Source organism: Azospirillum humicireducens (genome assembly GCF_001639105.2).
GTDB lineage: Bacteria > Pseudomonadota > Alphaproteobacteria > Azospirillales > Azospirillaceae > Azospirillum > Azospirillum humicireducens.
This window is the reverse complement of sequence record NZ_CP028902.1, coordinates 177,282-196,310: the sequence shown is the minus strand read 5'-3', so window position 1 is coordinate 196,310 and position 19,029 is coordinate 177,282. Positions and strand designations below refer to the sequence as shown.

The following is a 19,029-nucleotide window of genomic DNA, read 5'->3' as shown; positions in this document are numbered from 1 at the left end:
AAAGGCCGGTCCGCCCGGGAATGGGCGGCCGGCCTTTCATTTGTGTGCCTCTGCTCTGCAAGCCCGGCGTCAGATCGCCGGCCACGCCTGCGCCACCAGCCGGCGGACCTCGTCGGCGCTGTCGGTGGCCAGCGCCGCTTCGGCGACGCGGCGGCAGTCCTCCATGCGCAGGGTACGGATGAAGGCCTTCAGGTCGGCGATCACCGCCGGGGTGGCCGACAGTTCCGTCACGCCGAGCCCGATCAGCAGCGGCGCCGCCATCGGGTCCGAGGCGGAGCCGCCGCAGACCGCGACCGTCCGGTCATGGGTCTTGGCCCCCGTCACGGCAAGGCGGATCAGCCGCAGCACACCCGGATGCAGCGCGTCGAGCTGGGCCGCCACATGCGGGTTGCCGCGGTCCATCGCCAGCACATACTGGGTCAGGTCGTTGGTGCCGATGGACAGGAAATCGGCCACGGCGCCGATGCGGTCGGCGATCAGCGCCGCGGACGGCACCTCGATCATCGCACCCAGCTCGATCGGTTCGGCGCGGCCGAGCTTTGCACGCTCCTCGTCCACCATTCCCCGCACCGCCAGCAGTTCCGACGGCGAGGCGATCATCGGCACCATGATGCGGCAGGCGCCCGCCGGCTTCACCCGCAGGATGGCGCGGATCTGCGCACGCAGAAGCTCGGGTTCGCGCAAGCCGACGCGGACACCGCGCAGACCCAGCACCGGGTTCTCCTCCTTCGGCAGCGGCAGATAGGACAGCGGCTTGTCGCCGCCGACATCCAGTGTGCGGATCACCAGCGGGCGGCCTTCAAGGGCGTCGGCGATCTGCTGGTACTGCCGGTGCTGCTCGTCCTCCGTGGGGGCGGACTGGCGTTCCAGGAACAGGAATTCGGTGCGCAGCAGGCCGCAGCCTTCCGCCCCCTCCACCACGGCGCCGGGGGCGTCGCTGACCCGGCCCAGGTTGGCGAACACCTCGATGCGCGTGCCGTCAGCCATCCGGCACTCCTCGCCGGCGCTGCGGCGGTTCTCCTCGCGCCGCGCGGCACGGGCGGCGACGGCGGTGCGCGTGGTCGCCAGCATGTCCTCCGGCGGGAAGACCAGCAGTTCGCCGCGGTTGCCGTCGATCACGACGGGGGCGCCGTCCGGCACCCGCTCCGCCTGCCGGCCGAGCGCCACCACCGTCGGCACGCCGAGTGCCGCCGCCAGGATGACGGCGTGGGAGGTCGGGCCGCCATGCGCCATGCCGATGCCGGCCAGCCGCCCCGCCGGGACGCCGGCAAGGTCGGAGGGGAGGATTTCGTCTGCCAGCACGATGCTGCCGGCCGGCAGGTCCGCCAGACCGATGCTCGGCGCCTTGCCGGACAGCGCGGCCAGCACCTGCTGTTCCAGGTCGCGCAGGTCGGCCGCCCGTTCCGCCATGCGCGGATCGGCCAGCGCCGCCAGCGCATCGGCCTGCAGCCGCGCCGTCCGCTGCCAGGCCCATTCCGCGCTCTTTCCGGCGCGGATGTCGGCGAGCGCGCCGTCCAGCAGTTCCGGGTCGTCCAGCAATTCGCGGTGGGCCTGGAAGATGGCGGCGTGTTCCGGCATCCGCTCGGCCGAGCGGCCCAGCTCCGCGATCACGCTGTCCAGCGCCCGATGCAGCCGCGGCTCCTCCACCGCCGGTCCGGCGCCCTCCTCCGCCACGCGCACGGTGCTGCGGAAGCGGCGGACGACGGATCCCACCGCCTGCCCCGGCACGGCGATGGTGCCTTTCAGCAGAACCTCCTCGCCGGGGGCGAAGGGCGGGCCGATCTCCTCCGCCGGTTGGGCCGAGGGGCCGGTTGCAGGCGAGGCCGGGGTGGCGACAACCGGCGCGGCAGCGGTCGCGGCCGGTGCCGAGGCAGTGTCCACGACCGGATCGCCCAGCCCGCCTTCGATCAGAACGGCGATGCTCACCGCCATGTCCTGGGCACCGGGACCCGCGGCGCGCACGGTCAGCCGGTCGCCCAGCACGGTGCCGAGCCCCATCAGGGCGACGACGCTCTTGGCATTCGCGCTGCGGTCGCGGCAGTGGATGGTGACGGTTCCGGGATAGGCCTTGGTGGCGGCGACCAGGGCGGCGGCCGGCCGGGCATGCAGCCCGTTGGCGATGGGCAGGACAACGCTGCGCTCGCCGGTCTCGTCCGAGTCGGGAGTGGCGGGGGGAGCGGCGGCATCGGCGCCGCTGCCGCCATGGACGGTCATCGCCGGCTCGCCGACGGCGATCTCGCGGTTGACGGACTGGCCGTCGACGGTGAAGCCGTCATTCACGACGACCATCATGCTGACCAGGCTCTGCGCCCGGCTTCCCACCAGATCCATGTCGAAGCCGATCAGGAGATCGCCGGTCTTCACCGCCTGCCCGTCGCGGACATGGGCGGTGAAGCCGTCGCCGTTCAGCCCGACGGTGTCGACGCCCAGGTGCAGCAGCACCTCCGCCCCGCTGGCGGCCTGCAGGGTGCAGGCATGGCGCGCGCGGTGAACCGACAGCACGACGCCGTCGCAGGGGCTGCGCAACTCGTTTACGGTCGGGTCGATGGCCATGCCGGTCCCGACGAGCCCTTGGGCGAAGGCGGGGTCGGGAACTTCGGCCAGCGGCATGGCCCATCCGGCCAGCGGTGCTGCAAGCGTGATCGCGGTCATGATTGGTTGGTCCTCATTCTTAACGCATCGACCCCGGCGGGCGCCTTCGCGTCGGACGGCTGCGATCCTGGCACGTTAGCCGGATCGTTTGTATGCGCGCAGACGCCGCATGGCCCAGGCGCAATTCCCGCTATAGAGTATCGAAACTTTCTGTCCGGAAAAGGCGGAAGCCTGCGGCCAATCCGCGCCGGATCATGCGCATCCGGGATAAGCCTCAAGCCTTGCCTGACAAACTATGTCGCCTATGTCGTGAGACCTGATCCCTTTACGGGTTGTATCCCCGTCCGGGGATGACGATCTTGCCGCCGCCGGACAAATTGCGGGAGAGCCGCCATGGCATTGAACCCCTTTGCGTTTCTACAGAAAATCGGCAAATCGCTGATGTTGCCGGTGGCGGTTCTTCCCGTCGCCGGCCTGCTGCTTGGCATCGGTGCGGCGAACTTCGAATGGATGCCGCCGCTGCTGTCGATGCTGATGAAGAATTCGGGCGATGTGATTTTCGGGAACCTCCCGCTGATCTTCGCCATCGGCGTCGCGTTGGGCTATACCGAGAATGACGGTGTGTCGGCCATCGCCGCCACCATCGGCTACATCGTGATGCTGGCCACGCTGGGCGTGATGACCGGTGTCTGGGGGATGGAACCCAAGACCATCATGGGCATCAAGTCCATGGAAACCGGCGTGTTCGGCGGCATCCTGGCCGGCGGTCTTGCGGCGGCGATGTTCAACCGCTTCTACAAGATCGCACTCCCGGCCTATCTCGGCTTCTTCGCCGGCAAGCGTTTCGTGCCGATCATCACCGCGCTGGCCGCCATCGTTCTGGGCGTCGTGCTGTCGGTGATCTGGCCGCCGATCCAGGGCGGCATCAACAGCTTCTCGCACTGGGCGGCGGTGAACGACCCGCGTCTGGCGGCGACCATCTACGGCTTCGTCGAACGCCTGCTGATCCCCTTCGGCCTGCACCACATCTGGAACGTGCCCTTCTTCTTCGAGATCGGATCCTTCCAGAATGCGGCGGGACAGGTGGTCCATGGCGACATCGCCCGCTATTTCGCCGGCGACCCCACCGCCGGCATCCTGTCCGGCGCCTTCCTGTTCAAGATGTTCGGCCTGCCGGCCGCGGCCATCGCCATGTGGCATGCCGCCAAGCCGGAGAACCGGGTCCGTGTCGGCGGCATCATGATCTCCGCCGCGCTCACCTCCTTCCTGACCGGCATCACGGAACCGATCGAATTCTCGTTCCTGTTCCTGGCGCCGGTGCTGTACCTGATCCACGCCGTGCTGGCGGCGACCTCGCAGTTCATCATGAACTCGCTGGGCGCCCATATGGGCTTCACCTTCTCCCAGGGCGGCATCGACTTCGTGCTGTTCAACGTACTCAGCCCCTATTCGCAGAAATGGTGGCTGGTGCTGATCCTGGGGCCGGCCTATGCGGCGATCTACTACGTCGTGTTCCGCTACACCATCCAGGCGCTGAACCTGAAGACCCCCGGTCGCGAGGATGCGACGGAGGGCGGCGCCATGTCCGCCACCGGCAGCGAGCGGGCGCGCGACCTCGTGCTGGCCTTCGGCGGGCGCGGAAACATCGCCAACCTGGACGCCTGCATCACCCGCCTGCGCGTGGTGGTCCGGGACCCGGCCCGCGTCGACGAGGGCAAGCTGCGCAGCATGGGGGCCTCCGGCATCCTGCGGGTGCGCGACAGCGTGCAGGCGGTGTTCGGCACCCTGTCGGAGAACCTGAAGACCGAGATGCAGGAGTATCTGCGCTCCGCCGGCGCGGAAGCCGACGGTCCGGCCGCCGTTGCGGTGCCTGTCCCCGTCAAGCCGGTCTCTGCTCCGGCCGCAGCGGGGGCACCGCTGCCGACCGACCGCGCCGCCCGAATCGCCGAGGCGCTGGGCGGGGTCGGCAACATCAAGACGCTTGCCGCCTTCGCCACCACCCGTCTGCGGATCGAACTGGCCGATGCCGGAAAGGCGAGCGCAGACGCGCTGAAGGGTGCCGGCGTGCGTGCGGTGATGGAGATGCCACCCAACGGCCTCGACCTTATCGTCGGCAACGACGCCGACGCACTCGCCGGGGCGCTGACCGGCCTGCTGCCGGGTGGGCGTCGCGCCGCCGAGTAGCGCGCATTCCGTTTGGTATTCGACTGGTTTTATCATGCGGCGCGGCCCTTCCAGGTTGCGCCGCTTTTCTTTTGCGTGGTGAGTGCAGGGTTGCGATGCGATTCCACCAATGGACGCTGGCCTCCGGCGCAAGAAGGTCTTACATTGGTATCTATACCAGTCAATCGCGAGCGCCGCCATGACAGAGCAGAAGCCGCCCCGAAATCTTCCCCTGATGGCCACCGAAGCCGCAGAGGCGCCCGCCGCGGTGGCCCGGCAGATCGAGCGTTGCGGCGCCGGCTTCGCCGAATTGGGGGAGCAGCTGCGCCGCAATCCGCCTCGCTTCGTCGTCACCTGCGCGCGCGGCAGTTCCGACCATGCGTCGGCCTACGGCAAATACCTGATCGAAACGCGCATGGGCCGGGCGGTGGCCTCCATCGGGCCGTCCATTGCCTCGGTCTATGGCGGGCGGCTGAGCCTGGAGGGCGCGCTGTTCGTCGCCGTCTCGCAGTCCGGCCGCAGCCCGGACCTGCTCCGGCTGGTGGAGGCGGCGAAGGCCGGCGGGGCGCTGGTGGTCGGTTTCGTCAATGCGGAGGATTCGCCGCTGGCGGGCCTGTGCGACCATTGCCTGCCGCTGTCGGCCGGGCCGGAGCGCAGCGTCGCCGCGACCAAATCCTGCATCGCCTCGCTCGCCGCCTATCTGCAGCTGGTCGCCCATTGGCAGGACGACCCGGCGCTGAAATCCACCTTGGCCGCCCTGCCGGAGACTCTGGAGGCGGCGAAGACGCTGGACTGGAAGCCGGCGCTGATGCCGCTGGCCGGCGCACGGAACCTCTATGTGCTGGGGCGCGGGGTCGGCTTCGGAGCGGCGCTGGAGATGGCGCTGAAGTTCAAGGAGACCTGCCGCCTGCATGCGGAAGCCTTCAGCGCGGCGGAGGTCGTCCACGGGCCGCTGGCGCTGGTCGGTCCCGGATTCCCCGTGCTGGCCCTGACCCAGGCCGACGCGGCGGAACCGCACACCCGCGCGGTGGTGGAGCGCATCGTCGGGCTGGGGGCCGCCGTTGCCACGACGGAAAGCGGCCTTGCCGGCACCACGCTGCTGCCGAGCTTGCCGGATCTGGCGCCGGAAGCCGCGCCGTTGGCGGCGTTGCAGAGCTTCTACGGCGCGGTCTATGAACTGGCGCTGGCCCGCGGCATCGATCCCGACAGCCCGCCCAACCTCGCCAAAGTGACGAAGACCGTCTGATGCGACATCTCCTGACCGGCGCCCGGATTTTCACGGGCGAGACCATCCTCGACGGCCGCAGCCTGCTGGTTGGGGATGGCCGCATCCTCGACATCGTCGCCCCCGGCCGCACACCGCCGGACGCCGACCGGACGGTGGCGCTGGAGGAGGGCGACCTGCTGGCTCCCGGCTTCATCGACATCCAGGTCAATGGCGGCGGCGGTGTGCTGTTCAACGAGCAGCCGACGGCGGAGGCGGCGCTCGCCATCGCCGCCGCGCACCGGCGCTTCGGCACCACCGGCCTGCTGCCGACCATCATCACCGACACGCCCGAGTGCCACCGCGCCGCCGCCGAGGCGGCGGTCATCGCGGTGGCGCAACCCGGCAGCGGCGTTCTTGGCATCCATTTCGAAGGCCCCTTCATCAGCCCGCAGCGGGTGGGCGCGCATGATCCGCGTTTCGTCCGCGCGCCGGACGGGACCGACCTGGACTTCATCGGCGGCCTGCCGGGGCGGATGCCGGGCGGGCGGGTGCTGCTGACGCTGGCGCCGGAATGCGTGGAGGATGCCGCCCTGTCGCGGTTGATGGCAGCCGGGGTCATCCTGTCGGTCGGCCACACGATGGCGAGCGCCGAACGGGTGGTGGAGGCCTTCGACCTTGGCGTGCGCGGGGTGACGCACCTCTTCAATGCCATGCCCGGCATCGCCAACCGCCAGCCCGGTCCGGCCGGCGCGGCGTTGGGCGACGGGCGGCCCTGGTGCGGGCTGATCGCCGACGGGCATCACGTCCATCCGTTGATGATGCGGGCGGCTCTGGCCGCCCGGCCGCGCGGACGGATGATGCTGGTGACCGACGCCATGCCGCCGACGGGCACCGACGCCGACAGCTTCGAACTGAACGGCCGCACGATCTACCGGCGGGACGGCCGGCTGGTGCTGGCCGACGGGACGTTGGCGGGGGCCGATCTCGACATGGCGACGGCGGTGCGCAACGCGGGGACGCTGATCGGCCTGCCGCTGGAGGAGTCGCTGCGCATGGCGTCGCTCTATCCGGCGGAGTTCCTGGGGATGGACGGTGAGCGCGGGCGGATCGCGCCGGGCTGGCGGGCGGATCTGGTGCTGCTGCGGCCGGACCTGACGGTGAAGGGCACCTGGGTGGAAGGGGAGNGAAGCGGGGGAGGGTTGGGGAGGGGGCAATCAAAGCCTGGACATCAAGAACCCGTCATCCACCCACCGCCACGATCTCCAACCCATCCTCGTCCACCCGCACCTGCAGCGCCGTCAGATCGGGCAGGCACAGATTATCGCCCAGCTTATGTGCCGGCAGCGTCGTGGTCAGTCCTATCACCAGCGCGCCGGCGGCGTGGCCGGCCTTCAGGCCCGCCGGGGCATCCTCGAACACAACGGTTTCGCGCGGGTCGAAGCCGAGCTTCTCGGCGGCTGTGCGGTAGCCTTCGGGGTGGGGCTTGCCATGGGTGACGTTGTCGGCGCCGATCAGCAGGTCGGGCAGGGGCAGGCCGGCCTGGGCGATCCGCTTGCGCGCCATGTCCTGCGGCGCGGATGTCACCACCGCCCAGCGATGGCGCGGCAGCGATTGCAGAAGCTCCAGGGCGCCGGGAACGGCACGCACGCCTTCGGTGTCATTGGTGTAGCACTCCTCCACCAGACGCACCTCGTTGTCGATGTCGGCACCGGCGGGGGCGAAGCGGCGGACGGTCTCGATGCTGCGGACACCGTGGCAGACGGCCAGGATGGCGTTGGGATCCAGATCGTGCCGGGCAGCCCAGCTGCGCCAGGAGCGTTCCACGGGGCCCGTGGTGTCGATCAGTGTGCCGTCCATGTCGAACAGGATGGCGCGGACACGGAACGGGGTATCAAGGGCAGGCTTCATCGCGCGCTCTCGTGGGGAAATTTCTCATGGGAGGGAATGACCCGCAGGGATCAGGCCAGCGACAGCTCCACGACGAAGTCATAGGCGTCGCCGCGGTAGTGGGAACGGACGAACTCCAGAGGGGTTCCGTTCTCCAGGAAGGTGCGGCGCTCAATGTAAAGGGCGGGGGCGCCGTCGGGAACCCCCAGAAGTGCGGCCTGATCCGCCGGCAGGCGAATGGCAGACAAGCGTTGCAGGGCACGGAAGGGCGGATGGCCCCGCCCGCGCAAGGTCTCGTACAGGGAGCCCTGCACCAGTTCCGGATCGGGCAGGAAGCTGGCGGGCAGGGCGCTGAGTTCGATGGCGAGCGGCGTGCCGTCGGCCAGACGCAGCCGGTGCAGCCGCACCACCTCCGCCCCCGGACGCAACCCCAGCGCCATCGCCTCCTCCGGCGTCGCGGTGCCGGCGGACCGGCCGAGCCAGCGCGAGTCGGGCTTCAGCCCGCGCCCGCCGATATCCTCGGTGAAGCTGGTCAGCGCCGACAGACGCTGTTCCACATGGGGGCTGCGGTTGATGAAGGTGCCGGCCCCCTGGCGTTGGTGCAGCAGCCCTTCCGCGATCAGCTCCCGCAATGCCTTGCGCACGGTGACACGGGAAACGGCGAAGGTTTCCGCCAGTTCGCGCTCGCCGGGCAGGGCGTCCTGGTCGGTCAGCCGCCCCTCGACGATCAGCGCCCGCAGATGCCGCGCCAGCTGCAGATAGAGCGGCAGCGGCAGGGCATCCGACAGGGCGGTCGGGTCGAACGGGGCCGCGGCGGCGGTGGACATCGGCAGCCACTCCAGTGCTTTGGGATGGGTATAATACCACTGAAAGGCCAATGGGCAACAGCCGCCGGGGCCTTTCCTTACAGAGGGAAAGACAAACAATCAGATTGCGATTGCGGACGGCCCGGTTTTTGGTATGCTGCACATACAGTCCAATCTAATACCACCCATGACTGGCGGGCGGTCGGGGATGGGTCGCCCGCCAAGGGCGGCAAGCAGCGCGGGAGCGGCGGGAATGGCGGGCGGCACGGAGGATGCGGCGCACCGGTACAGCCGGCTGGACCTCTGGCCGGCTGGTGAGCTGATGACGGCCCTTTGGGAGGGGCAGACGCGGGCGCTCGCCGCCTGCGCGCCCGCCCTTCCGGCCGTCGCCGCCGCCGTGGAGGCAGCCGCGCACCGGTTGGCCGGCGGTCGGGGGCGGCTGGTCTATGCCGGCGCCGGATCCTCGGCCATGGTGGCGGCGCTGGACGGGCTCGATCTGGGGCCGACCTTCGACTGGCCGGCCGAGCGGCTGGTCCTGCTGATCGCGGGCGGGCTCGACCTGTCGCGCGGGCTGACCGGCGCAGCGGAGGATGACGAGGCGTCCGGCCGCGCTGAAGCGGCCCGCGTCGGCATCGCCGCGGATGATGTGGTCGTCGGCCTGTCGGCCAGCGGGGCCAGCGCCTACACAGTCGGCGTTCTCCGCGCCGCGCGGGAGGCGGGAGCCCTGACCATGGGGATCGCCAGCAGCGCCGGGTCCCCGCTCTTGGAGGCCGTCGAACATCCCATTCTGACCCTGACCGGGCCGGAGGTGATCGCCGGTTCCACCCGCCTTGGCGCCGGCACCGCGCAGAAGGTGGTGCTGAACCTGTTCTCGACCGGCGTGATGACCGCGCTCGGCAATGTCTACGACAACCTGATGGTCAATGTCCGGCCGGAGAACGCCAAGCTCCGCCGCCGCTGCGCCGCAATGGTCGCGCGCATCGCCGGGGTGGACGAGGCGTCGGCCGGGGCGGCGCTGGAGCGGCATGGCGACGTCCGCCGTGCCGTGCTGGGGCTTGCCGGCTTGGACGGTCCCGACATCGACCGCCTGCTGATCGAGACCGGCGGCAACCTGCGCCGGGCGATGGAACGCGCCGCCGGGCTCCGCTCCGTCGCCTGATACCCGAAATCCAATCCTGATGCCTGGCCCGGTGAGGCCCGGCCTGTTGTAGGGGAGACGTCCGAATGTCTGCTGATCGTTTTTCGGGCGACCGTTTTTCGGGCGTCCAGAGGCTCGGGCGGGCGTTGATGCTGCCGATCGCTGTGCTGCCCATCGCCGGGCTGCTGCTGCGCATTGGCCAGCCCGACCTGCTGAACATCGCCTTCATCGCCGCGGCGGGCGACGCCGTCTTCTCCAACCTGGGCGTCCTGTTCGCCGTCGGCATCGCCATCGGCTTCGCCCGCGAGAATCATGGTGCGGCCGGGTTGGCCGGTGCGGTGGGCTATTTCGTGGCGGTGAAGGGCGCCGTCGTGCTCAGCGGCGTGGCGCCTGAGCTGGTGGCGAAGATGTCCAGCCGCATCAGCATTCCGGTCGGCATCCTGATCGGCATCATCGCCGGCCAGCTCTATAACCGGTACAAGGACATCAAGCTGCCGGACTATCTCGCCTTCTTCGGCGGCCGGCGCTTCGTGCCCATCGTCACCGGTCTGGCGGCGCTGGGGATCGCGGTGATCTTCGGCTATGGCTGGCCCATCGTCGATGCCGGATTGAGCGCACTGACCACCGGCGTGCTGGGGCTGGGCAAGCTGGGGCTGTTCCTCTACGGCGTGTTGAACCGGGTGCTGATCATCACCGGCCTGCACCACATCATCAACAACATCGCCTGGTTCCTGCTGGGCGATTACCAGGGCGTCACCGGCGACCTCAACCGCTTCTTCAAGGGCGATCCCGCGGCCGGCGCCTTCATGGCCGGCTTCTTCCCGGTGATGATGTTCGGCCTGCCCGCCGCCTGCCTCGCCATGTACCACACGGCCAAGCCGGAGAACCGCGCGGCGGTCGGCGGCGTGCTGCTGTCGATGGCGCTGACCGCCTTCCTGACCGGCGTGACGGAACCGGTGGAATTCGCCTTCATGTTCCTGGCGCCTGTGCTGTTCGCCGTCCATGCCGTGCTGACCGGCCTTTCGATGGTGCTGATGGATGTGCTGAACGTGAAGCTGGGCTTCGGCTTCTCGGCGGGCCTGTTCGACTATGTGCTGAATTACGGCAAGGCGACCAACCCCATCCTGCTTCTGCCGGTGGGTGCTGCCTATTTTGTGATCTATTACACGCTGTTCCGCTTCGTCATCCGGCGCTTCGACCTGAAGACGCTGGGCCGCGACGATGTCGCCATCCCCGCCGGGCAGGCGGCGACGCCTGTGGCGGCCGGGCCTGCGCCGGCATCCGCGGCGGCGAGCGACCGGGCCGGCGCCTATGTCGCGGCATTGGGCGGGGCTGGCAATCTGCGCTCCGTCGAGGCCTGCACGACCCGCCTGCGCCTGGCCGTCGCCGATGCCGCGCGCATCGACGAGTCCGAACTGAAGCGGCTGGGTGCCCGCGGCGTGGTGAAGCCGTCGGCCAACTCCGTCCAGGTGATCGTCGGCCCAATCGCCGACCAGTTGGCCGGTGAGATCCAGGACACGCTGAACCTGTCGGCCGGCATGCGGGTCTGACCCCTCAAGAAACGCGAAGAGCCCCGGCCTCGTCGGAGGCCGGGGCTCTTCGCGTTTTAAGGGGCCCTGTCGCGTCAGACCGCTTCCGTCTCTTCGGCGAAGATCGCCTTCAGGTCGATGCGGGTCTCCGTCTTGGTCTCCAGATCCAACTGGCGCTCGACCTCGTCGAGATGCTCGATCATCAGCGTCGTCGCCTCGCCGGGACGGTTGCCGATCAGGGCGGCGATCAGGCGGCGATGATCGTCGGCCGAGCAGGTGTGAGACGACCGCCGCTCGAAGGCGGCGATGGCGAGGCTGGAGCGGTCGATCAGGTCGGCCAGGATCCCCGTCAGCGTCGCGTTGCCGGCAAATTCCGCCAGAAGCAGGTGGAACTGGCCGGACAGCCGGATCATCGCCTTGCGGTCGGCCGCGCGTTCCGCCGCATCCTCCAGCGCGCCATGGCCGCGCAGCTTCTCCAGCACATCGTCGGGCAAGGGGCGCGGCATCCGCTCCAGCCGGTCCATGATCGCGCGTTCGATCACCCGGCGGGCCTCGAACACCTCGCGCGCCTCCTTCGGCGTCGGCTTGGCGACGAAGGCGCCGCGGTTGGGGATCAGCGTCACCACGCGCCGTTGCGCCAGCAGAAGCAGGACCTTGCGCACCCGTTCCCGGCTGACTCCGAAGGCTTCCGCCAGACTTTCCTCGGTCAGCTTGGTGCCGGGCGGCAGGCGGCGGTCGGCGATCGCCTCGCCGATGCTGCGGACGATGCGGGATTCGGCGCTGGCGCGGGCACCGGTGCGGGCGCGGGGCGTGCGGCGGGCTGGCTTGGCGGGCGCGGCGGTCGTCATGGGCTGGCAGGGTGCTTTTAACGGTGTGCGGGAAGCATGCTGCATATTGTGCACAAACCGGGCCAGCGAGGAAACAGCAATCGCCGGAGTGGTGCGGCGGCGACCTCCCGAAGCAGAGCTGCCCAAAATGACGTCACGGCGCCGAAACCCTGCACAATTGCCGATCCGTTGCGCAACAGAACATCGGAAAAGCGGTTGATTTCCAGGATTCCGCCGCTGGCACGCGACATGCACAAGGCGAACCGGTCACAAACGACCGCGCAAATTGTGCACAATGTTGGAGGCCATCCGATGACGGCGGGTTCGACGGTCGAACTGGTGAAGCTGCGCAAGGCCTATGGCGCGACCGTGGCGGTGGACGGCATCGATCTGCGGATCGCTGCCGGCTCCTACTGCTGCCTGCTGGGGCCGAGCGGGTGCGGCAAGACCTCCACCCTGCGGATGATCGCCGGGCATGAGGACATCACCGACGGCGACCTGCTGATCGGCGACAGCGTGGTCAACGACGACCCGCCGGCCAAGCGCGGCACGGCGATGATGTTCCAGAGCTACGCCCTGTTCCCGCATCTGGACTGCACCGACAATGTCGCCTTCAGCCTGAAGATGAAGGGGGAGGGCAAGGAGGAGCGGCGCCGCCGGGCGCGCGAGATGCTCGACCTCGTCGACATGGGCAGATATGCCGGCCGCCTGCCGTCGCAGCTGTCGGGCGGACAGCAGCAGCGCGTGGCGCTGGCCCGCGCGCTGATCACCCGGCCGGGCGTGCTTCTGCTGGATGAGCCGCTGTCGGCGCTCGACCCCTTCCTGCGCGTGCGCATGCGCGAGGAACTGAAGCGCCTGCACCGCGACATCGGCATCACCTTCATCCACGTCACCCACAGCCAGACGGAAGCGATGGCGCTGGCCGACCTCGCCGTGGTGATGAACCAGGGCCGCATCGAACAGGCCGGGCCGCCGCGCGAGCTGTTCAACCGGCCGCGCACCGCCTTCGTCGCCCGCTTCATCGGCGGACACAACGTCATCGATGCCGGTGCAATTGGGGGCGGTGTGGTCGGCGATGCCGGCCGCTGCGCCGTGCGGGCCGACCGCATCCTGCTGGGCGGTGCCGAGCTGCCGACCGAAATCCAGGTGGAGGGCACGGTGCGCTCGCTGGAGTATCACGGCGCTTCCGTCCATCTCAGCCTCGACATTCCCGGCGCGGACGAATTCGCCGTCGTGCTGGAGGAGGCCCGCTATTTCGACGCGCCGGTCGGCGTGGGCGACCGTGTGCGCGCCGGCTGGAGCCGGCGGGACGTCCACCCGCTGGCGTCCTGACTCGCCTTTCAAAAGCGCTACCCAAAAAACAACACGACGAACAGACTGGAGGCTCAGCGATGACCGACACCCGTACACCTTCGAAGCTCTCCACCGGCGTCAGCCGCCGCACCCTGCTGAAGGGCACCGCCGCCGTGGCCGGCGCTGCCGTCGGCTCGGGCGCCATCACCGGCTTTCCGACCATCTGGGCGCAGAACATCAAGAACGTCACGCTGCGCCAGTTCGGCACCGGCGTGTCGAACCTGAACGCCGTCGCCGACAAGGTGAAGGAGGATCTGGGCTTCACCCTCCAGATGACGGCGCTGGATTCGGACGCGGTGACCCAGCGTGCCGTGACCCAGCCGAAATCCTACGACATCGCCGACATCGAATATTGGATCTGCAAGAAGGTGTTCCCGGCGGGCGTCATGCAGCCGATGGACGTGAAGAAGATCAAGAACTTCGACAAGATCGTCCCGATCTTCGTCACCGGCAAGCTGACGCCGGACAGCGCCATTGCCCAGGGCACCGCCCCCCACACCGTCGGCTTCGTCGAGGGCAAGGACAGCACCAAGTTCGCCAAGGCGCAGACCGAATGGATGACGCTGATCCCGACCATCTACAACGCCGACACGCTGGGCATACGCCCCGATCTGGTCGGCCGGCCGATCTCCAGCTGGAAGGATTTGCTCGACCCTGCCTTCAAGGGCAAGGCGTCGCTGCTGAACATCCCGTCCATCGGCATCATGGACGCCGCCATGGTCTGCGAGGCGATGGGCGAGGTCAAATACGGCGACAAGGGCAACATGACCAAGGAGGAGATCGACAAGACCCTCAAGATCATGACCGACGCCAAGAAGGCCGGCCAGTTCCGCGCCTTCTGGAAGACCTTCGACGAGAGCGTCAACCTGATGTCGTCGGGCGAGGTCATCATCCAGTCGATGTGGTCGCCGGCCGTCGCCGCCGTCCGCGCCAAGGGCATCCAGTGTGTCTACCAGCCGCTGAAGGAGGGCTATCGCGCCTGGGGCGGCGGTCTCGGCATCGCCAAGCATCTGAGCGGGCTGGAGCTGGAGGCGGCCTATGAATACATCAACTGGTATCTGTCGGGCTGGGTCGGCGCCTATCTGAACCGCCAGGGCTATTATTCGGCCGTGCTCGACACCGCCAAGCAGCACATGACGCCGGAGGAATGGGCCTTCTGGATGGAGGGCCAGCCGGCCAAGGCCGACATCCTCAGCCCCGAAGGCAAGGTGATGGAAAAGGCCGGCGCGGTGCGCGACGGCGGCTCGTTCCAGGACCGCATGGGCCGCGTCGCCTGCTGGAACGCGGTGATGGACGAGGACCGCTACATGGTCCGCAAGTNACCCGCGAAGCGGGAGGGAGGGGGCACAGCACTGATCCAACCTTCAACCCGCAGGACCCCGCCGATGACCCTGACCGCCGAAACGTCCCGACCGTCCGTCACGGCCGCCGCCGGCAGGGCGCGGCGTCCCCGTCCGCTGCCACGCATCGCTCCGTATCTTCAGGCCGCGCCGCTGACCGTCGCGCTGCTGCTGTTCCTGTTGGTTCCGATCCTGACCATCGTCGCGGTCAGCTTCTGGGATTACGACAGCGTGCGCATCTACCCGGACTTCGTGCTGACCAACTATACCGAGCTGCTGACCTCGCCGGTCACCTGGAAGACCTATCTGAACACGCTGAAATATGCGGCGCTGACCTGGGCGATCACGCTCGGCATCGGTTTCACGGTGGCCTATTTCCTGGCCTTCCATGTGCGCTCGACCACATGGCAGATGGTGCTGTTCCTGGTCTGCACCATCCCGTTCTGGACCTCGAACATCATCCGCATGATCTCGTGGATTCCGTTCCTGGGGCGCAACGGGCTGCTGAATTCCGGCCTGATCTCCGCCGGGATCATCGACCAGCCGCTGGAGTTCCTGCTGTTCTCCGACTTCTCGGTCGTGCTGGCCTTCGTCCACCTCTATGCGCTGTTCATGGTGGTGCCGATCTTCAATTCGATGATGCGCATCGACCGTGCGCTGATCGAGGCGGCGCGCGACGGCGGCGCCAGCGCGGCGCAGACCTTGTGGAACGTCATCCTGCCGCTGACCAAGCCCGGCATCGCCATCGGCTCCATCTTCGTCGTCACGCTGGTGATGGGGGATTTCATCACCGTGCGGTTGATGAGCGGCGGGCAGAGCGCCTCCATCGGGCTGATGATCGCCAACGAGATCTCGCTGCTGCAATACCCGGCCGCCGCCGCCAACGCCGTGGTTCTGCTGGCCGTCGTCCTGATCATGGTGGTGGCGATGCTGCGCGTCGTCGACATCCGCAAGGAGCTGTGAGAGATGAACACCTCCCGCCGCGGCCTGTCCTTCTATCTGCTGGGCGCCTTCTTCGCACTGTTCGTGCTGTTCCTCTACGGCCCGACCGCGACCATCCTGATCCTGTCCTTCCAGGGGCCGGAGGGCGGGCTGACCTTCCCGATGAACGGCGTCTCGCTGCACTGGTTCCGCAACCTGTTCGAACAGCAGGCGGTGGGCGATTTCGGCGGATCCTTCCGCCGCTCCATCGCGCTGGGGCTGATGGTGATGGTGCTGACCGTGCTGTTCTCGGTGCTGGCCGGCTTCGCCTTCCGCCGCCGTTTCCGGGGCAGCGGGGCGCTGTTCTATCTCGCCGTCGCCAGCCTGATCGTGCCGTCGATCCTGGTCAGCCTGGGCATCGGACTGTTCTTCAACATCCTGGGGCTGGAGCCGGCCTGGTACAGCTCGGCGCTGGGCGCGCATCTGACCTGGACGCTGCCCTTCGGGTTGCTGATCGTCTTCGCCATCTTCAACCGCTTCAACCCGGCCTATGAGGAGGCGGCGCGCGACCTCGGCGCCACGCCCTGGCAGACGGTGCGCCATGTCGTGCTGCCGATCCTGCTGCCCAGCCTGATCGGCGTCGGCCTGTTCGGCTTCACCCTGTCCTATGACGAGTTCGCCCGCACGCTGATGACCGCCGGCAGCTTCAACACGCTGCCGCTGGAGATCTACGGCATGACCACCAACGTCACCACGCCGGTGCTCTATGCGCTGGGATCGCTGACGACGGTCTTCTCCTTCAGCGTGATCGGCCTGGCCCTGCTGGGTCTGATCCTGCTGCGCCGCCACCGCCTGCGCCGAAGCGGCATTTGAGGAACCCCATCGCCATGCGCATCCTGGTCGTCAACCCAAACAGCACCGCCTCCATGACCGGGCGGATCGGCGCCGCGGCCAGCAAGGTCGCCGCACCCGGCACCGAGATCGTCGCGACCAACCCGCCGACCGGACCCGCCAGCATCGAGGGCTATTATGACGAGGCTCTGGCCGTCCCCGGCCTGCTGGCGGAGATCGACCGGCACCAGCGCGGCGGCGGCATCGCCGGCACTGTGATCGCCTGTTTCGACGATGTCGGGCTGGATGCCGCGCGCAGCCTCGCCACCGCACCGGTGATCGGCATCTGCGAGGCGGCGATGCAGACCGCTGCGCTGCTCGGCGGGCGGTTCAGCGTGGTGACGACGCTGCCCCGCTCGATCCCGGCTTTGGAGCGGTTGGCCCAGCGTTACGGCATGGCCGGCCGCTGCACCATCCGCGCGGCGGGTGTGCCCGTCCTGGCGCTGGAGGACCCGGCCTCCGGCGCCGTCGAGCGCGTGCGCGCCGAAATCCGCCGGGCCATGGAGCAGGACGGCGCCGAGACCATCGTGCTGGGCTGCGCCGGCATGGCCGATCTCGCCCGCGCGCTGAGCGAGGAGATGGGCCTGCCGGTGATCGACGGCGTCACCGCCGCCGTGAAGCTGGTGGAGGGGTTGGCGGCGCTCGGCCTGCGCACCAGCAAGGCCGGCGGTTATGCGCCGCCGCTGCCCAAGACGCGGTGACGCTTCCGCCATTTCATAGCCTTTTTCGTCAAACCCGCGGCGGATCGGGGCACTCCAGCGTCGGAATCGCCGGCAGCGCCCCATGTCCGGCTGTTGGGCCGCCGCTCAGGTCATCCAGCATCCGCCGGGCCGCGTCCGCGCATTGGCTGCGCAGTTCGGGCACGGCGGTCATTTCCCAGAAGGGTGCCTTGGCGACCGGGCCGAAGGCCAGCAGGCGCGGCGCCGGGGTGCCGTCGGCGGCGATCACCGCACCGCCGTCCGTCACGTCCAGCCCCAGCCGCAGCGGGTCCGGCCGCGCGAGGCCGCGGTCGAGCAGCGAGCGCACCAGCGGATGACGGATGCGGGTATAGTCGCAGTTGGTGCCGGTGGCGTTGATCAGCGCACCCGCCGTCAACACCCGCACGGCTCCACCGCCGCGTTCGACGATGTGCAGATCCAGCCCGCCGCCGGTCAGTGCCGCGTCCTTCAGCCGGCCCGGCAGGATGGTCAACTGGCGGTCGGAGTGGGCGGCGGCGATGCGGTCGGCCACCTGGGGGGCCATGCGGTGGCGGTGCACCTCCCAGAAGGGGCGGGCGTGGCGCAGGAAGCGGCGGCGCTCCTCCATCGGCAGATGCGACCAGATGCGGTGATGGTGCGGACGCAACGCGTCGAAGGCCGACCGCCAGTCATAGCCTGCCGCCGCCGCCCGGCGCGCATCGGCCTTCAGCGCGATCAGCACGTCCAGCACCGTGCTTGGCAGCACGTCGGGATGCAGGAAGGAGCTGTAGGGCCGCGTCTCCTCATGGCGCAGCGGCAGCAGGCCGCGGCGCGACACTGCGGTGATCGGTCCGCGATGCCCCTGATCCAGCAGCGACAGCACCGTGTCCACCATGGTCAGGCCGGTGCCGAGAATGGCGACGGCGGCGTCACGGTCGATGCGGCCGATGGCGGCGGCATCCCACGGGTCGCCGATGAAGCGGTCGGACGCGAAGGCCTCCGCCGCGGTCGCCGAGGCGAGACAGGGCGCCGATGGCGGGAAGTTGCCGATGCAGAGGGCGGCCGTGTCTGCGCTGACCACGCGGCCGTCGCCGAGGCGCACATGCACGGCGCGTCTGCCGTCGGCCGGATGCTCGGTGCGGACGTCCACCGCCTCGCCGCGGATCAGGTTGAGGCGCGCATGGGCGGGAGCCTCCGCCTGCGCCTCCGCAAGAACGTCCTGGATGTAGGTGCCGTACAGGGCGCGCGACACGAAGGCATGGCCGCTCGGCGGTACCGGCTGTTCCGCTGTCGGTCCCTCCGCCCGGCTCCATAGCCAGCGCAGGAAATGGCGCGGGTCGTCCGGATAGGCGCTCATGTTATAGGCGCGGACGTTCAGCACATGGGCGCCGTTGGGGGTGGAGTAGGCGACGCCGGTTCCCGGTCTGCTGCCATATTCGATCAGATGGACCACCAGAGGCGCCCGTGCGCCGCGCAACAGGTGGGCCGCCAGCAGGCTGCCGGTGAACCCCGCGCCGATGACGGCGATGTGGCGCTCGATCGGTCCCAGGGGAGTGCCGCCGGGCGGATGGAGGTGAGGCGTTGCAGGCATCGGAGTCCGTCCTTCCGTGAGTCATTCCGGAAAAGGCCGGCCGTTGGCGATCAAGTCCCCTGGCTTCGGAACTGCAATGGCCGTGCTGGGGGGCGGGCACTCGCGTC

The 19,029-nt window shown here is 69.0% G+C and carries 13 protein-coding genes and 2 pseudogenes; 10 read left to right on the top strand and 5 right to left on the bottom strand.

Annotated elements, in window-relative coordinates; all coding sequences use genetic code 11:
• Positions 1 to 69: 69 nt before the first annotated feature.
• Positions 70 to 2,652 carry a phosphoenolpyruvate--protein phosphotransferase gene (gene ptsP / locus A6A40_RS15515; RefSeq protein WP_108546831.1) on the bottom strand — a complete coding sequence of 861 codons (2,583 nt, stop codon included), beginning with the start codon at positions 2,650 to 2,652 and terminating at the stop codon, positions 70 to 72.
• A 333-nt stretch (positions 2,653 to 2,985) separates the two neighbouring features.
• On the opposite strand from ptsP, the gene ptsG reads away from it, so the two are divergent.
• The 3 genes and pseudogenes from ptsG to nagA all read left to right on the top strand — a co-directional run.
• On the top strand, positions 2,986 to 4,776 hold the full coding sequence (gene ptsG / locus A6A40_RS15510; RefSeq protein WP_108546830.1) for a PTS glucose transporter subunit IIBC: 1,791 nt from the start codon (positions 2,986 to 2,988) through the stop codon (positions 4,774 to 4,776).
• A 178-nt stretch (positions 4,777 to 4,954) separates the two neighbouring features.
• Entirely contained in the window at positions 4,955 to 6,001 is a 1,047-nt protein-coding gene (locus A6A40_RS15505; RefSeq protein WP_108546829.1) for an SIS domain-containing protein, read from the top strand.
• Positions 6,001 to 7,146, top strand: a pseudogene (gene nagA / locus A6A40_RS15500) (N-acetylglucosamine-6-phosphate deacetylase); the annotation flags it as partial. The gene A6A40_RS15505 and the pseudogene nagA, both read left to right, overlap by 1 nt.
• A 55-nt stretch (positions 7,147 to 7,201) precedes the next feature.
• On the opposite strand, the gene A6A40_RS15495 reads toward nagA, so the two are convergent.
• The gene (locus A6A40_RS15495) at positions 7,202 to 7,870 is read right to left on the bottom strand and encodes an HAD family hydrolase (protein WP_108546828.1); all 669 of its coding nucleotides are present in this window, start codon (positions 7,868 to 7,870) and stop codon (positions 7,202 to 7,204) included.
• A gap of 50 nt (positions 7,871 to 7,920) precedes the next feature.
• Complete coding sequence (locus A6A40_RS15490; protein ID WP_108547249.1) at positions 7,921 to 8,676, bottom strand: GntR family transcriptional regulator; 756 nt, start codon at positions 8,674 to 8,676, stop codon at positions 7,921 to 7,923.
• Between the two features lie 232 nt (positions 8,677 to 8,908).
• Here A6A40_RS15490 and A6A40_RS15485 point away from each other — a divergent pair, with 232 nt between their 5' ends.
• Both A6A40_RS15485 and nagE read left to right on the top strand, forming a co-directional pair.
• Entirely contained in the window at positions 8,909 to 9,814 is a 906-nt protein-coding gene (locus A6A40_RS15485; protein WP_108546827.1) for an N-acetylmuramic acid 6-phosphate etherase, read from the top strand.
• A 65-nt stretch (positions 9,815 to 9,879) separates the two neighbouring features.
• Complete coding sequence (gene nagE / locus A6A40_RS15480; RefSeq protein ID WP_108546826.1) at positions 9,880 to 11,343, top strand: N-acetylglucosamine-specific PTS transporter subunit IIBC; 1,464 nt, start codon at positions 9,880 to 9,882, stop codon at positions 11,341 to 11,343.
• 74 nt (positions 11,344 to 11,417) lie between these two features.
• Here nagE and A6A40_RS15475 read toward each other — a convergent pair whose 3' ends face one another.
• Positions 11,418 to 12,170 (bottom strand): GntR family transcriptional regulator, encoded by a 753-nt coding sequence (locus tag A6A40_RS15475; RefSeq protein WP_108546825.1) that lies wholly within the window; start codon positions 12,168 to 12,170, stop codon positions 11,418 to 11,420.
• Between the two features lie 291 nt (positions 12,171 to 12,461).
• On the opposite strand from A6A40_RS15475, the gene A6A40_RS15470 reads away from it, so the two are divergent.
• The 5 genes and pseudogenes from A6A40_RS15470 (at position 12,462) to A6A40_RS15455 (ending at position 17,355) form a co-directional block, all read left to right on the top strand.
• A complete protein-coding gene (locus tag A6A40_RS15470; protein WP_108546824.1) occupies positions 12,462 to 13,481 on the top strand; it encodes an ABC transporter ATP-binding protein in 1,020 nt (339 codons plus the stop codon).
• Positions 13,482 to 13,540: 59 nt separating this feature from the next.
• Positions 13,541 to 14,822: pseudogene (locus A6A40_RS30915) on the top strand (ABC transporter substrate-binding protein); the annotation flags it as partial.
• Between the two features lie 65 nt (positions 14,823 to 14,887).
• Positions 14,888 to 15,805 carry an ABC transporter permease gene (locus A6A40_RS30910; RefSeq protein ID WP_162363823.1) on the top strand — a complete coding sequence of 306 codons (918 nt, stop codon included), beginning with the start codon at positions 14,888 to 14,890 and terminating at the stop codon, positions 15,803 to 15,805.
• Between the two features lie 3 nt (positions 15,806 to 15,808).
• Positions 15,809 to 16,636, top strand: a complete 828-nt coding sequence (locus A6A40_RS15460) for an ABC transporter permease (RefSeq protein ID WP_108546822.1) — start codon at positions 15,809 to 15,811, stop codon at positions 16,634 to 16,636.
• 14 nt (positions 16,637 to 16,650) lie between these two features.
• On the top strand, positions 16,651 to 17,355 hold the full coding sequence (locus A6A40_RS15455) for an aspartate/glutamate racemase family protein (RefSeq protein WP_108546821.1): 705 nt from the start codon (positions 16,651 to 16,653) through the stop codon (positions 17,353 to 17,355).
• Positions 17,356 to 17,383: 28 nt separating this feature from the next.
• On the opposite strand, the gene A6A40_RS15450 is transcribed toward A6A40_RS15455, so the two are convergent.
• Positions 17,384 to 18,922 carry an FAD/NAD(P)-binding protein gene (locus A6A40_RS15450; protein WP_108546820.1) on the bottom strand — a complete coding sequence of 513 codons (1,539 nt, stop codon included), beginning with the start codon at positions 18,920 to 18,922 and terminating at the stop codon, positions 17,384 to 17,386.
• Positions 18,923 to 19,029: the final 107 nt, after the last annotated feature.